The 16,710-nt window shown below is 41.8% G+C and carries 9 protein-coding genes; 4 read left to right on the forward strand and 5 right to left on the reverse strand.

What is annotated here, in order from left to right:
* Positions 1-64: 64 nt before the first annotated feature.
* The 3 genes from BM176_RS01765 to BM176_RS01775 all read right to left on the reverse strand — a co-directional run bounded on the left by BM176_RS01765 (position 65) and on the right by BM176_RS01775 (position 7,192).
* Positions 65-1,678 carry a SusD/RagB family nutrient-binding outer membrane lipoprotein gene (locus BM176_RS01765; protein WP_177230268.1) on the reverse strand — a complete coding sequence of 538 codons (1,614 nt, stop codon included), beginning with the start codon at positions 1,676-1,678 and terminating at the stop codon, positions 65-67.
* An 8-nt stretch (positions 1,679-1,686) separates the two neighbouring features.
* Complete coding sequence (locus tag BM176_RS01770) at positions 1,687-4,794, reverse strand: SusC/RagA family TonB-linked outer membrane protein (RefSeq protein ID WP_255373405.1); 3,108 nt, start codon at positions 4,792-4,794, stop codon at positions 1,687-1,689.
* Between the two features lie 1,441 nt (positions 4,795-6,235).
* A complete protein-coding gene (locus BM176_RS01775) occupies positions 6,236-7,192 on the reverse strand; it encodes a glycoside hydrolase family 43 protein (RefSeq protein ID WP_090098961.1) in 957 nt (318 codons plus the stop codon).
* Positions 7,193-7,323: 131 nt separating this feature from the next.
* Here BM176_RS01775 and BM176_RS01780 point away from each other — a divergent pair, with 131 nt between their 5' ends.
* The 4 genes from BM176_RS01780 (at position 7,324) to BM176_RS01795 (ending at position 14,288) form a co-directional block, all read left to right on the forward strand.
* A complete protein-coding gene (locus tag BM176_RS01780; protein WP_143097677.1) occupies positions 7,324-7,863 on the forward strand; it encodes an RNA polymerase sigma factor in 540 nt (179 codons plus the stop codon).
* 81 nt (positions 7,864-7,944) lie between these two features.
* On the forward strand, positions 7,945-9,108 hold the full coding sequence (locus BM176_RS01785; protein WP_090098965.1) for a FecR family protein: 1,164 nt from the start codon (positions 7,945-7,947) through the stop codon (positions 9,106-9,108).
* Between the two features lie 242 nt (positions 9,109-9,350).
* Positions 9,351-12,644 carry a SusC/RagA family TonB-linked outer membrane protein gene (locus tag BM176_RS01790; protein ID WP_090098968.1) on the forward strand — a complete coding sequence of 1,098 codons (3,294 nt, stop codon included), beginning with the start codon at positions 9,351-9,353 and terminating at the stop codon, positions 12,642-12,644.
* Positions 12,645-12,662: 18 nt separating this feature from the next.
* The gene (locus BM176_RS01795; RefSeq protein WP_090098970.1) at positions 12,663-14,288 is read left to right on the forward strand and encodes a RagB/SusD family nutrient uptake outer membrane protein; all 1,626 of its coding nucleotides are present in this window, start codon (positions 12,663-12,665) and stop codon (positions 14,286-14,288) included.
* 75 nt (positions 14,289-14,363) lie between these two features.
* Here BM176_RS01795 and BM176_RS01800 read toward each other — a convergent pair whose 3' ends face one another.
* Entirely contained in the window at positions 14,364-15,797 is a 1,434-nt protein-coding gene (locus BM176_RS01800) for a glycoside hydrolase family 30 protein (RefSeq protein ID WP_090098971.1), read from the reverse strand.
* Positions 15,794-16,636: a glycoside hydrolase family 16 protein gene (locus BM176_RS01805; RefSeq protein WP_090098973.1), complete on the reverse strand. Its 843-nt coding sequence runs from the start codon at positions 16,634-16,636 to the stop codon at positions 15,794-15,796. Before BM176_RS01805 ends, BM176_RS01800 begins: the two co-directional genes overlap by 4 nt.
* Positions 16,637-16,710 lie beyond the last annotated feature (74 nt).

Below are 16,710 nucleotides of genomic sequence, written 5' to 3' on the forward strand. Positions count from 1 at the left end.
CACAAACCATTTTAACCGCATTAACTTTTATGAATTCATTGAAAGTATTATACTCTGCCCCGCATTAAGGAACATCCCACCATACCCTTGAGTTCCATTCATCACCACCAGTCAATGTGCTTACAGCCGCCGTATAATTGGTGCCGTTAAGCGTCTTTTCTGACGGTGGATATTGTTGTCTTCTGGGTATTACGTCATGAGAAAAATTACCTGGAAAGACTACCGGTGTCAACACAGGGTAATCGGATCTTTTCCAGTTAATCCATGTTTCAATATAATTAAACATAGTTCCGGTAGTAGCCCAATATTGTTCATTGATCTGTTTCAGTGAGTTATTAAGAGATGATACATCCAGCGGATGCGATGCCGCATAGGCAGTTGCAGTAGCCGCAGAGATAGTAAGCGCAGAACCAAGTGTAGCCAGGGACTGCAGGGCTGCGGACACGCCATTGGCATAGTGTGTAGCAGCAGAACCACTTACATTCCATCCTCTTGCAGCAGCTTCTGCCAGCAACAATTCTGTCTCTGCATAAGTAAGAACGAAAATAGGTCCATTACCGTTAGCATAAACAGATGCCGTGGGACGGGAGTATTTTCCGATAGGAGTAATATCCGCTCCGGTACCGGTAGGACCCGGATAACCAGCTGAAGTGCTGATATCAAAACTGCCGCCATTCAGATCAAAACCATTAGGTAAACCTATTTGTACCGAAGAATCTGTTACACCTGCTGCTGTTGATTTGTTCGCAGCAAGCCCGTCAGGAGGCACTTCGGCAACTACAGTAAGTCTTGGATCATTATTCTTTCTGAGATAATCGATCAGTGTTTTGCTCCATCTTGTCTGGTAAATATCAACACCATATACTCTCGCCAGTGCATTATCATGTCCGTTGGAATTTTGTGTTGCGATAAAAGCATTATCGGCTATGCTGGCAAATGTACCGCCGGCATCTGCTTTTTCCACCCATTGTTTCGCAGTGGCAGCATCTACCTTTGTTAAGCGCATAGCAATACGCAGCATTAATGAGTAGGTAAATTTTTTCCATTTCGTAATATCGCCTTTATAATACATATCTCCCGTAGCCAAAACTTTGGAAGCATCAAACATAGCGATTGCAGCATCCAGTTCGCTTAGCATGGAATTGTAAATATCCTGCTGTTTGTCGTAAGCAGGTTGTGTAATCCCCGCTTTCCCCTGTAGTGCCTGGGAATAAGGAATATCGCCATATACATCTGTTGCTTGTTCCAGGATGAGTACTTTCATAATTGAACAGATGGCGGTAATATTATCCTTGCTGGCATCAGCCTTGGATATATTCATAGCTTCATATACAAGGCTGGCTGCTCCTGTAAAAAACTGATCTGTGGCGCCGAAATCCGTATTCCAGATACGTCCCTGATAATCTGTCGTTCCACTTGAAGCCACATATTTATCCGCATTGGACAAATAATTAGACGTGAGGGAAGACGTAGAAGCTAATGTTTGTGCCCACATGCTCTCAAACAGGAATATATTGTACCCCTGTGAGGAATAAACATACTGAGCACTTGTCAGCAAATAATTAGGATCAATAACGGCTGTCTGCTTAGGATCCGTATTTATTTTCGTAAAATCTTTGGTACATCCCACCTGCAGCAGAACAGTGGCAATACCAATATATATCAGTAGTTTTTTCATGTCTTTACTTATTTAAATTTGAAATTAACATTTACTCCGAAGGTCCTGGTAGAAGGAACACCTGTACCTTCAATACCTGCGTATTTAACCAGGGTAGAAAATCCTGCTTCAGGATCAATGTTTTCGGTACGTTTCATTATTGTCCACAGATTACGGCTTACAAGGGAAACCTGTATGCTACGAATCAGCGGCATATTTCCCAAAACGTTTTCCGAAATAGTGTATCCCAATGTAATCTGGCGGAGTTTGATGTAATCCCCATCTTCTACTGTTACTGCATTGATATTGTTCGTTATTAAACTCTGATAATAAGCCTGTGCACTGGCAGTGGTCGTATTTGTAGTACCATCTGCATGAACACCGGTTGTAATTCCCCCTTCTCTGCCTGTCAGGGTCATTTTATGTAAGCCATCAAAAATGCTGTAAGCCTTGGTAGCAGAAATAAGTTTATTACCATAATTATAATCTATCAGGAAAGAAAGATTAAAATTTTTGTAAGTGAAATCATTATTCAAACCACCATATAATGTAGGTAATACGGTTCCTAAAGAGATCTGATTCCCCTGTACGGGTAAACCGGAAGCATCTACTATTATTGCTCCTTTGGCATCATATTTAAAGTCATAAGCCAGGATCTGCGGCCCCGCCATTCCTTTTACAAATGCGGTGGAGATTGAACCATGATTGGGTCTATCAGTACCGAGTGTAACTGTCAGTCCCTTATCATCTGTTTCAAGAATTTTGTTCTTTACAGTAGTCAGATTGAAAGAAACATTCCAGTTAAAGTCTTTATGACTTATAGGAGTACCAGTTACCAATACTTCTAAACCTCTGTTCTGTGTAGAACCAGTAGGTACAACTCCCGATGCATAACCTGTTGAGGTACTGAAATTCGCACTCATAATTTCGTGCTTTGTTTTGCGACTAAAGTATGCAAGGTCAAACCCTAAACGATTATCAAAAAATTTCAGCTCTGTTCCTACTTCAATTTCAGACAGCCTGAATGGTTTTAATCTACCACTAGGCAATGCATTACTGAATCTGCCCGTAGGAGATCCGTTAATTGTTCCTTCAAGTCCATAGTAAACTGAAGTTTGGTAGGGAACAGTATTTTCACCGCTGGTTTGCGCATATGATGCACGCACCTTACCATAGCTCATTTTGGGTATATGCGCTACCTGGGAGAATACGAAACTGGCAGAAACTGAAGGTGTAAATACGCGGGTTTGAGCATCCGGTATCCCCACGCCAGCCAGTGTTGAATATGCATCATACCTTCCCGTAGTATTTAATGTAATAAAACTCTTATAATTTAAGTCCACCGTATAATAACCGGAGTGAGATTCTCTTCTGGTATAATCGTAATTCCTGTTAAAAGAATACACATTTGTAGGAGTATACAGGTAATCAACGATAAACGGACCACCGGTAACGCCCACAGTTTCAGATCCGGCCTTCAGTATGTTACCACCTACAACTACATCCAGTATCAGATCTGACGTAATCTGTTTATTAACACCAAGGAAAAGGTCCGTGTTTAACTGGTAGGCTTGTATAGTGCTCTGATTAATACTACCTGTCTGATTATTAAAATTAGAATTTCTCGTATAGTCTGTTCCGGTAGGTTCTACCTTTAAAATCCGGTCATTTTCCAGATCATATCCAACCCTTCCCTGTACGTACAACCAACTGAGAATATCGTAACGGGTAGTAATGGCAGCGATAAGACGTTTTCTGTTGATATTATTTACATACCTGCTAACCACGAACCATGGATTCGTTACAAAATTATCGTCTGTAAACAGTACTTCCTTGCCATTAGCATCAAATCCTGGCTTCAGGATCTCTTCGTTGATGTTGGTAGCAAGGAACTGCCCGTTGTTGGCATTCAAAGGACCATCACTTAACTGAGGCTTGTTCGTTTGCGCTTCATCCAGATAGTTCACCAGCACTTTTACATTCAGCTTATCGGTTATTTTCTGCTCCAGGTTCAGATTAAAACTTTTGCGGTTAAGTCCACTATTACGAACAATAGACTTGTTGTCCAGGTTGGACAATGATAAACGGAAATTACCTTTATCCCCACCCTGCGAAACTGCTACTGTATTAGTAAAAGATGGCCCATTCCTGTAAAATTTTTCAATATTATCTCTATATGCTGAGTAAGCATATGTTTTACCATCAAACTGCGTAAATGATGATCCATCCAGCTTGGCACCCCAGCTTAATCTTGAAGTACCCTGGGCATCTGCAGCATTATTAGGTTTGCTACCATTCCGACCCTGACCATATGTATACTGGTAATCAGTATAATCTATCGCCCTATCTATCGTATAGTTCATATTGTATTCAACAGAGAAAGCACCCTTTTTACCTGATTTGGTAGTAATCAGAATAACTCCATTAGAAGCCCGTGCACCATACAATGCAGATGCAGCCTGCCCTTTGAGGACAGTCATGCTTTCAATATCATCAGGGTTGATATTTGCAATACCGTCTCCGGCATCAGCACCACCCCACTCATTAGCACTACCACGCTGGGTATTATCCATAGGAACGCCATTAATTACAAACAATGGTGCTCCACCGGAGTTCATGCTCGGCATACCTCTTAAAAGGATACGGGCAGAAGAACCGGGACCACCATTTGAGCCATGAACATTCAAACCTGCAACGCGGCCTCCCAAAGAAAGCGCTACATTGGATTCTCTTGCCTGACTCATCAGGTTACCCTCTACTTTTGTAACGGCATACCCTATTTTACCAACATCTTTTGCAATACCCAATGCTGTTACAACCAACTCTCCCAGCTGTGTGGAAGCCTCATCCATTATCAAATCGATGGAAGATTGATCAGCAGTGATCTGGGTTGTTTTCGTTCCATATCCTATCAGTGAAACCTGCAATGTAAAACCACCTATAGGAGCTTTCAAAACAAAGGAACCATCACTACCGGAAACCGTTGCGATGTTCTTTCCTTTTGCCTGAACAGTTGCCCCAGGAAGTGGTGCCCCTGATTTTGAATCTTTGACAGTTCCATTAAACTGTCTTGTTTGAGCAAATGCTACAGAGGATAGTAGCAATGCAATAATCAGCAAATGTAGTTGTCTCATCATCGATCTAGTTTTTGGTTTGAAAATTTACAAGTGCGCTGCACTCTTTCTAAGTCATGAGCCAAAGGCTCCATTTTGGTTCTGTTACATTTCATCATTGTTCCTGCGTTTTTTTATAAGCAATAAAATTCCACCCCGCCTTTTGAAGGCAGGAAATTGGTTGACTATTCCAAACGAAAGTTTAAATTATGTAACGCTATTTTTCATTGTCCAACTTTAAATTGCTCCGTTATTACACAGTTTAATATTTGATTCTGCTACATTTATTTATTGTTCCTGTAATTTTTTATAGGCTATAAGATTCCACCCCACCTTTTAAAGGCAGGAAATTGGTTGATTATTCTAACACGAAAGTTTAAATTATGTAAAGCTATTTTTCATTACTGTTTTTGTATTTTTTAAGCAATAAAATCCCACCCCGTCTTTTTAAAGACGAGAAATTGGTTGACTATCTTTATGATAGTTTAAATTATGTAACGCTATTTTTTATTGTTATACCGTCATTGCACAGTTCTAAGTTAGTACAGACAATCAGTTCGCCTTATATTTGCATAGTAAAATGAGGCAATTATACCTTCATATTACAGAATTGCACACATCGTATTACTAATAAAAAAATGATTGTTTTTTTAGTTACGTAATTACAAGTTAATTGTTTGTCTTGAAATAGCTAAAAATGGCAATACCCTGTTTCTGATATAAGTTTTATCACAACAAGGGTTTCTACTGGAAGTTAAAAATTGAACGTCTTTTTTTTCAATACGTGGTTACAAGTTCATTGTTACTGCTGGCTCTAAAATATTTCAACATGACCAAATCCTGTTCAGGATATAAAGTTTTATCACAACAAGTTCTGCTATTAAAATAAGTCCCCTATTTATTTTACCTAAAATACCAAATTTTAAGATTTTATACAATAACCAAGAAGTTGTACATAGATATAAATTATTCAGAGTTTATGCAAATACTCTTTAAAATTGCATATTTAACCTCTGCCTTATTTTCGAATGTTCTGACTTATCAAAGTCTCTTTATTAACCCAAAAAACAAGTATCAAATAAAGGTTAATATTTTACCTATTGCAAGTTAATATTATTAAGATTTATTAAACCCATATTATTAATAAATATGCTATTATTTCTTACTTTGTTATAAGATATACTATTTACCGAACTACTAAACCCTTTAACCCAAACTGTTACCGATATATACGAATATCCTCCCCGAATGGTTTAATTAAATGTATTTGTTCAAACAGGTACCGGCCTCCTGATGTGCTGATACTGCGCGATTGCTAATGATCATAAATACCTTATCTGCCGTGATGCTTAGGTGAAGTTTAATAAAGATCTAATCTAAAATCTTATTCTAAAGCTAAATTAAAAAACTAAACAGGCAGATGCAGTGTATTTGTGATCACTAGCAATCTATAAAGATCCCAAAATCATAACTTGTCAGCCTTCACACCTTCTTTCGTGATCTTCACCGGTATAATCAACCCATGATCATCAAAGTGCATTTCATCAATACATACCACCCTGTTATTAGCCGCGGTTTCCGTTAAAGGACGTCTGTGGTATACAATATACCAGCGGTCAGTACCCGGTACATTTATAACAGAATGATGTCCGGCACCGGTGGCTACAGCGGTATCCTGCTGCAGGATCTTTCCTATTCTTTTAAAGGGACCAGCAGGGGAATCAGCAATAGCATACGCAACAGAATAATCCGGACCACCCCATCCTCCTTCAGACCACATAAAATAATATTTGCCATTCCTGATAAACATGAAAGGCCCCTCTACATAACCAGATGGAGTGATTTCTTTGAATACAGTATCTACCGCTGTGAAATCAGCAGACAACTTTGCAATATTACAATGCTTCCAGCCACCATAGATAACATAATACTGTCCATCCTTATCATGAAATACAAACTGATCTATTGGCTGTGCCCCATTATGAAATTTATCTATCAGTGGTTTTCCCAGGTAATCTTTGTACGGACCACCCGGACTATCGGCTACGGCAACACCAATACCGCCCTTTTCATTATTGTTCTGGATATCATTCGCTGCAAAAAAGAAGTAATATTTACCTTCCTTCTCCACCATAGCGGGTGCCCACATAGCCCTGTTTGCCCATTTTACTGAGGAAGTATCCAGGATATGAGCATGTTTGGTCCAGTTCACCAGATCGGAAGATGAAAACGCATCAAAGAATACCTGTTTTTCGTACTTATCTGAATAGGTGGGATAAATCCAGTATTCCTTATCAAAAACAGCAACTTCAGGATCTGCATACCAGCCCTGAATAATAGGGTTACCTGATCTCTTTTTCATTTGTGCATCAGCAGAATGCCATAAAGCGATAAGCAAAATGAAGGTTAACGCCTTTTTCATAGTATTTCCTGTTTAAGCCCACAATATAACAATAGCTATTTTCTTTTCCCAGATACTTCTATTTGTCATTACAGATGCGGGCAGTATTAAAATTGTTCTTAATTTTATTATAGCATTCAAAAAAAGGGACTTTGCCAGAGGAGAGGGAATTCATGCAGCAAATCGCCAACGGCGATGAATCTGCTTACACACTTGTATTCAATAAATATAGCAAACAAGTGTTCGATGTTGCTATGCTTTACATAAAAGACACAATCACTGCACGCGAAATAGTACAGGAAGTCTTTCTTAAAGTATGGCTGAACAGGAAAGCTATGTCCGGAATTGAAAACTTCTCTGATTACCTCTTCATCCTTACCAGGAACCACATTTATGATAGCTTTAAAAAGCAGGCAGTACGGAGTAAAGCATATGATTACCTGTTCCTGCATCAACCTACCGCTATCAATGATACAGACCACCGCATCCAGGAGCATCAGTATGAAAACCTGCTGGATAAAGCGGTTTCCTCCCTTCCGCCAGAGCGTAAAAAGGTATATATAGCCCGGAAAGAGGGTTTTAGCAATGAAGAAATCTCCAATCACCTCAACATCTCCATCCATACTGTAAAGAAACAGATGCAACTGGCAATGCAGTCAGTACGCGCATTCATAAAGCAACGCCTTTCCTGAATTTTTTTTTCACCCCAATACTCCTTTTGATTTTACCAATCGTCTTTACTCCGTATCTACCGCTGCCAAACGTATAGTTTTATGACAATGTCAGAAATTAAGCTATTGCTTGAAAAGTATAAGAATAACGAGATCAGTGAGGAAGAATGCCTGCGCCTGTTACGGGAAGTAGCAGATAATGAGCATGCTGCAACTATTAAAGCCGATATACTGGAAACACTGCATAATAAGCAGGTGTCCGATTCCGGCTGGAAAGAGGAAGACGCGGCCGGTATGCTGGCTTCCATTTTCCAGGCTGCAGAACAGAATCATTCCAAACGCAGAAAAAGGGTATATATCTCCCTTGCAGCAGCCATGGTGGCCGGAATAATTGCATTAAGCATTTATATTTCTCCGAAAAGGGAACAGGCTTTACCGGTTGCACAACTGCATCCATTAGCTCCCGGAGCCAGCAAGGCGATGCTCACATTGGGAGACGGTACCACCATTCCGCTGGATAGTGCCAGTACAGGTACATTGGCGAAACAGGGCAGCACACAGATCGTGAATACCAACGGACGGCTTAACTACAAAGCAGGTGGCAATACTGCTGAAGTGATGTATAATAAGGTAGTTACTCCACTTGGCGGACAGTATCAGCTTACACTCGCCGACGGTAGCCGGGTATGGCTCAATGCAGCCAGCAGTATCCGCTTCCCCACGGCCTTTACTGGTAAGGACCGTAAAGTGGAGATTAGTGGTGAAGTTTATTTCGAAATTGCAAAACAGGTGGATCAACCTTTTAGTGTAAGGGTGAACGATATAGATGTGAATGTGCTGGGAACGAGCTTTAATATTATGGCTTACAGTGATGAACAGGTTGTTAAAACTACCCTGGTGGAAGGAGCCGTACAGTTAACTCATAATGGCAGCAGCAGCCTCCTTAAACCAGGACTACAGGCCAGCCTGTCGGCAAAGGATAAGCAATTTGTAATCTCTCCGGCAGATATGGAACAAACACTGGCCTGGAAAGAAGGGAAGTTCCGCTTCAGGAACACCAATATCAAAATCATCATGCGACAATTATCGCGCTGGTACGATATGGATGTTACCTACCAGGGAGATGTATCGGATATTCATCTTACAGGGGTCATTTCCAGGCGGGAGAATGCAGACAAGCTGCTGAAAGCACTGGAAACCACGCAAAAGATCCATTTTGAGGTGAATGGTAATAAGATCACCGTGATGCCTTCAATACCGCATTAACAGACAGAATTATACAAACTTAAATTTTTCCAGTTATGACCACGTAAAAAAGAATGCAATACCGTCAGCTTTAGGTAGAAACCGGATTCCGACTGCCATCGGAACCCGGTATAAGATGGCTACCAATTTCCTTAACGTTTGAAAATCGATTATTCAGCCAAGAACACAAAAGTATGGAACTACGCGCTACATGCAAATCCCCTGAAAGGAGTGGATTTCTGCACAGAAAACTATTGATAGTTATGAAACTAACTGCCCTTTTAACACTGGTTTTCTCATTAAATCTGAGTGCCAGCACATTTTCCCAAACAATCACTATTACAGGCAAAAACATCCCGCTTTACGATGTATTCAATACTATCAGCAAACAAACTGGGTATGAATTCGTATATGATGAAAAACTCCTGCAGGGAACTGGTACCGTAAGCATTAATGTGAAAGGAGCCAGCTTACCGGAAGTGTTGGACAAATGCCTGCAAAATAAACCGCTCTCCTATTCAATAGTAGACAAAATAATAGTGATCAGCCCCAAAGCTGCGAAAAAGGAAGTGCCGGTAACGGCTACTCAACCCACAGCTGCCATACAAGGTAAGGTCACGGACACAGCCGGCCACCCCCTCGCCAATGTGAGCGTACAGGTAAAAGGTACTACCCGGGGTACGCTGACAGACGATAAAGGTAATTTCACCCTCCAGGCAGAAAACACCGATATCCTGATTTTCAGTTACCTGGGCTTCGAATCAAAAGAAGTACCCGTTGGCAGTAACTCTACATTATCCGTTGTACTTACAGAATCCAACAAACAATTAGGTACAGTAGTGGTAACGGCACTGGGGATCAAAAGATCAGAGAAATCTATTACCTATGCTACCCAGCAGGTGAGCGGTGTGGAACTAACCAAAGCAAAAGATCCGAACCTGATCAATACACTGAACGGTAAAGTGGCAGGTATGACTATCTCCTCCAGCTCTTCCGGTGTGGGAGGATCGGCAAAAGTAATCCTTCGTGGTAATAAATCCGGATTAGGCAGCAACCAGGCGTTATATGTGATAGACGGGGTTCCAATGAACAATACACTTACCTCCCAGCCTAACAGTGCTTATGGTGGCAGCGGTGCTTATGATGGTGGAGACCCAATCTCCAACATGAACCCGGAAGATATTGAAAGCATCTCTGTACTAAAAGGGGCCTCTGCGGCAGCATTATATGGCAGCCAGGGAGCAAATGGAGTAATCCTGATTACCACTAAAAGTGGTAAAGCCGGTCGTACACAGATCAATTTCTCTTCCAGTCTTAACCTCTCACAGGTTGCCTACAAACCTTCTTTCCAGAATAGTTATGGACAAACAGGACCAGGTAAAACACAAAGCTGGGGCGCTAAGATCTCAGGTGCAGAGGATAACCTGTCTTCTTTCTTCCAAACTGGGCAAACCCTGACCAACTCCATCAGCCTGGCGGGTGGTACAGAGAAAATGCAGACCTATTTCTCTTATGCCAATACATCGGCCAAAGGAATTGAACCAAAGAATAAACTGGGAAGGAACAATCTGAGCTTCAAAGAAACCGGGCACTTCCTGAATGATAAATTAACTGCAGAAGCGGATGTAAACTATGTGACGCAGACCATTGATAACACCCCTCTCACAGGATTGTATTTTAATCCGTTAACAGGGTTGTATCTGTTTCCCCGCGGATCAGATCTGCAGCAGTATAAAAATAATTACGAAGTAGCTGATCCTTCCCGTAATTATCTCAAAGTACAGAACTGGCCTTTCAATGAAGATGTACAGCAGAATCCCTGGTGGATCGTAAACCGTAATCCTAACTCATTAAACAGGAACCGCCTGCTGCTGAATGCGAGCCTGAAATATGAAGTAGCGCCCTGGTTGAACATCCAGGCAAGGGGAAGCATAGACAGGATCAATGATGTGTTCGAGCAAAAAATATATGCAGGTACTATTGCTACCCTCGCTCCTGCCAATGGAGCATACGTGTATAGCAATACCACTACCAACCAACAGTATGGTGACCTGCTTGCCAGCTTCAATATTCCGGTAAATACTGATATCAGGATCACCGGTGTATTAGGTGGTAGCATCCGGGACGTAAAAACCGGTGGAGAGAAATTCAACTCCGGACAGGATGGTCTTTATTATGCTAACATCTTTACCATTCAGAATTTTAAAAGTATAAACGCTGCCAATTCAGGAACGTTGCAGGAAAACCACAGCCAGTTCCAGTCAGTTTTTGGTAGTGCAAACATTTCATATAAGGATTGGGCATTCCTGGACCTTACAGCCCGTAATGACTGGTCTTCCAACCTGGCATATACGCCCAACAAATCATACTTTTATCCATCTGCCGGTCTTAATGTCATCCTGAGCCAGTTAGCCCACCTGCCCTCAGCTATCAGTTTTGCCAAAATACGTGGTTCTTATGCACAGGTAGGTAATTCACCACTTGCTTATCAAACTCTTCCTGCACAAAATACCATCGGCGCTGGTGGTGGAGTTATTGGAAATAATGTTGCGCCTTTCACTGACCTCAAACCTGAAAAAACAGTATCCCTGGAATTTGGTACAGAGTGGCATTTTTTCGACAACCGCCTGAGTGTGGACGCGACTTACTATAAAACCAATACCAAAAATCAGACGTTACAGATTGCTGCGAGCAATGCATCTTTTTATGACTCTTACTACATCAACGCAGGTAATATCCAGAACCAGGGGGTAGAAGCGATCATAAAATATGATGTATTAAAAGATAGTAAACTGAAATGGAATACAGGTATCAACTATTCAGTAAATGATAATAAGATCCTGGAACTGGCTCCCGGTATCAACAGTTTTACAATAAGTGGAGCTTCAGGGGCTAACTATGCATCCAAGTTTGCTGTAGGTGGTTCTTATGGCGACATCTACGGTACTGTACTGCAACATGATGCACAGGGCCGCGTGAAGATAGATGCAAACGGAAACCCGATCAAACAGGGCGGCGATCTCGTTTATCTCGGTAATGCCAATACGAAATGGCAACTGGGATGGAACAATAATTTCTCTTATAAAGACTTCACTTTATCACTCCTGGTAGATGGAAAATTTGGCGGTAAAGTAATGTCAGTTACTCAATCGATGATGGACCAGTACGGCGTTTCTGAAGTAACAGGCGATGCCCGTAATGCAGGTGGTGTAAAAGTAAATGGTGTAGACCCTTCAGGCAATGCTGTAACAACTGTAGATGCGCAAAAATGGTACAGCACCATTGGCGGACGTGAAGCTGCTTCAAGTGAATATATGTATAGTGCCACCACCGTACGTTTGCGTGAAGTTGCCCTTGGTTATACCATCCCGGTAAAAAATACTTTCGTGAAAGCATTAAAGCTTTCCCTTGCAGGACGTAACCTGCTTTACTTCTCAAAGAAAGCACCATTCGATCCGGAACTCACCATGTCTACAGCTAACGGTCTTTCCGGTGTAGACATCTTTATGCCACCGGCTACACGCAGTTATGGACTCACGTTGAATGCTACTTTCTAAAATGTTAAATCGAGAAAAATGAAACGCTACTATATAAATCTATTTGCTTTAGGGTTGGTACTGCTAATTGGAGCCAGTGCCTGTACCAAGAATTTTGAACTATATAATACAGATAATACCGGACTCTCTAATGGCCAACTGGGAGCGGACTTTAACGACCTGGGAGCTTATCTCAAAACCGCAGAAATGTCTATCATCAACTTCTCCGGCGGTGGTGATCCCAATTCTTACCAGCTGCAACAGAATCTGAATGCAGACTGCTTCTCGGGATATATGATGTCTCCCACGCCTTTCAACGGTGGATTAAACAACCTGAATTATTTCCTGATGAACGGCTGGAATGGCGAACCTTTTAAAGTAGGTTATCTTAATATCATGTCGCGCATCAGTAAACTGCGTAATAATGGTGTGGATACTACCTTCCCTGCTGTATGGGCTGTAGCTCAAATTGTACGGGTAACAGGCATGAGCCGTATAACAGATATTTATGGTCCTATTCCTTACAGCAAGGCCGGTAGTTCCAAATCAGATGTAGCGTATGACAGTCAGCAGGAAGTTTATAACCGCTTCTTCCTTGAACTTGATTCAGCTACAACAAATCTCCGCACCTATCTCAACGGAGCAGATACCCTTCCTTTCAACTTTGCCAACTTCGACCTTGTGTACGGTGGTAACTTTACCAAATGGCTGCAGTTTGCAAATTCACTGCGTTTACGTTTAGCCATGCACATTGTTAAAGCAGATCCGGCAACTGCCCAGGCACAGGCGGAGAAAGCGCTAAACCCTGCAAACGGTGGTGTGATCACTACCAATGATGGCAGTATGACTGTTAAGATATCCGGTTCAGGCCTTACCAATCCATTAGTATTTATAGCACAAAACTGGGCTGACACCAGGATCGGTGCTTCTATCCAGTCTTATATGTCAGGATACAATGACCCACGGATCAGCAGGTATTTTGATAAATCTACTGATGCCTCTTTTCCTGCACAATATATAGGAATCCGTATCGGCAGTATTACAGGGTCTAATTCAAAAGATGATTATGTAGGTTACTCTACCATAAATTACAAAGACGGAAATCCTGCTTTCACACTCACTACTCCAGTTCAGATCATGACAGCAGCAGAGGTATATTTCTTACAGGCTGAAGTTGCTTTACGTGGTTGGGCCAATGCAGGCGGTACAGCACAAAACCTGTATGAGCAAGGTATCAACATCTCTATGAATCAATGGGGTGCTGCTGTTGGAAGTTATGTGACCGATGCATCCAGTACTCCGGCGGCTTATACAGATCCTAAAAATGCAGCTAACAATGCACCTGCACCATCTGCTATCACCATTAAATGGGATGATGCATCTTCTACCGATCAGAAGATGGAGCGTATCATTACGCAGAAATGGATCGCCATGTTCCCTGAAGGACAGGAAGCCTGGACAGAATTCCGCCGTACCGGTTATCCAAAACTGTTTCCTGTTGTAAACAATAACAGCGGTGGTACAATCAATACTGATATCCAGATCAGACGTTTGCCGTTCCCGCAGAATGAATACAATACCAATGCGAATGAAGTAACCAAAGCCATCCAGTTACTGGGAGGCGAAGATAATGGCGGAACACGCCTTTGGTGGGATAAACAATAGTGTCTTTAATAATAAAAATGGGCTGTATCATACTTTTGATACAGCCCATTTTTATTTGGACTAACTCTCAACAAGTTACCAGATATAGGTCCCTACAGCACCATTATTCAGTGTAGTAGTCACTATTTTCCCATTTGACCAGATGTTAAATGTTTGTGGTGTACTGCCGCTGTTTAATACGATCAGTACTCTTTTTCCATCCAGTGTTTTGAATGCCACGTTTTCCAGTTGACTGGTAAACTCTGATCCAATTCTAACAGAACCAGGACGAACGAATTTTGCCGCATGAGCAATGATGTAATAAGAAACATTACGGGAAACACCGCTACCTATTGTCAATGCTCCCAAACAGGTAGTGCAGCCACCATCAGTATGCGGTTTATATGCTGCATCAGCAGCAAGGTTCCATTCCAGTACGTTCCTGCTCCAGTTGCGGGTAGCACCTATAATCAATGTACTTACGTGCCATTTAAGATCTGCAGTAAAGTCGCCCGGACCGCCTACCCATTGCTCTGTGAAATACACATTCTTGTCGGGAAATGCATTGTGAATCTGTGTCAATGCGCCGATATCGCCTCCGTATAAATGGAAAGCGGAACCATCTACAAAAGGTTTGGCATCAACATCTCCCAGTACTGTCGCCGGGTAATCAGGGCGGTCTGCGTTATGATCGTAGGCAATAATTTTTGTGTTAATGCCAGCTATTCTAAACGCAGGTCCGAGGTGATTCTTTATGAAATCGGCCTGTTCAGTCGCCTGCATTACCATGCTGGGATTATTACCACCATGTAATGGTTCATTCTGTGGAGTGATGGCATCTATAGTAATGCCTTCTGCTTTCATTGCCTGAATATACTTTACAAAGTATTGCGCATAGGCAGCATAATATTCCGGTTTCAGACTTCCGCCAACAAAGCTGCCCCCTGTTTTCATCCACAGCGGAGCAGACCAGGGAGAGCCTAAGATCTTAATATTCGGTGCCAGGGCAATAATCTTTTTCAGTACTGGTATCAGGTCTGTCTTTTCTTTTTCAATACTGAACTGCTGCAGGGTAGTATCTGTTTGCCCGGAAGGCATATCATCATAAGTAAAAGTAGTTGCACTCAGATCGGAAGCCCCGATACTGATGCGCAGGTAGCTAATGCCAATGAATGTACTGTCTGCCAGGAAGAGTTCTTTAAGTAAAGCATCCTGCGCGGCAGGCCCCAGGGAATTTATTAAAGAAGCACTGCCACCAGTGAGTGTATATCCGAAACCATCTATAGACTGATACATTTTTGTTTCATCTATTTTTATGGTAGGATAAATGTTCACAGTGTCTTTAAAGATCAGGCTGACTGACTGCTTTTTAAATAAGACAGATTTATCGGGATTGGTTAACCAGAACGTCACATCCGAAGCCTTCATTGGTGGGTCTACAGGTATGATGGGGTCATTACCACCGCTTTTAGCGCTGCATGCCAGGAACATCAAGGCAAAGCAGGTAGTTAATTTATTGCTTAGTTTCATTTGTCAATCATTTTATAGACTCTTACATAATCTACCTGCATAGCAGCAGGAAAAATCGTATCATCCACACCGTTAGCACCGCCCCAGTCTCCACCTACAGCCAGGTTCAACAAGAGATGGAATCTTTTATCAAAAGGCCATACTGTATATCCTTTCCCTTCGTTTGCAAACTGGAAAATTAGCTGATCGTCTATATACCCGCGCAGGGCGTAAGGAGTCCAGTCCATCCTGTATACATGGAAGTCAGTAGTGGCGTTCACTATTTTCTTTGTACTTGTTTTCTGCGTATTGATCTTGAAGTAATACGCTTCAGTATGTGTGCTGATATGGATCACATCCTGATCATATCCCACATGTTCCATAATGTCTACCTCACCAGACTTTGGCCAGTCGCCATACGCCCAGTCTGTAGGCAGCATCCAGATAGCCGGCCAGGTACCCTTTCCGGCAGGTAATTTTGCTTTTACCTCTATACGGCCGTAGAGAAAATCTCCCTTGTTCGTTGTTACTAATCTTGCCGAAGTATAGTTACGTCCTTCTTTTATTTCTTTTTTAGCAGTAATGGTTAACAGTCCATTCGCCACACCTGCATTATCTATGCTATTGGTATAATATTCCAGTTCATTATTTCCCCAGCCACTACCACCAATATCATACCCCCATTTTGTACTGTTGGGCAAACCCGTATAGTTAAACTCATCGGCCCATACAGGCGTTGTTTCAAAGGTCCATCCTTTATCTACAGGCACCTGTGGTGCTACTGTATCAGTACCGGTAGTGCCTTTGCCTGAACAGGAGATTATGATGTTCAATCCAAGCAATAAAAAAAATACTCTCATCTTATATCTTTTAGAAGCTAATCTAAAAACTCCGCAGGAGGCTATGTGTTTGAATTATTCTACAAACACGTAGC

The organism is Chitinophaga sp. CF118 (assembly GCF_900112615.1).
GTDB lineage: Bacteria > Bacteroidota > Bacteroidia > Chitinophagales > Chitinophagaceae > Chitinophaga.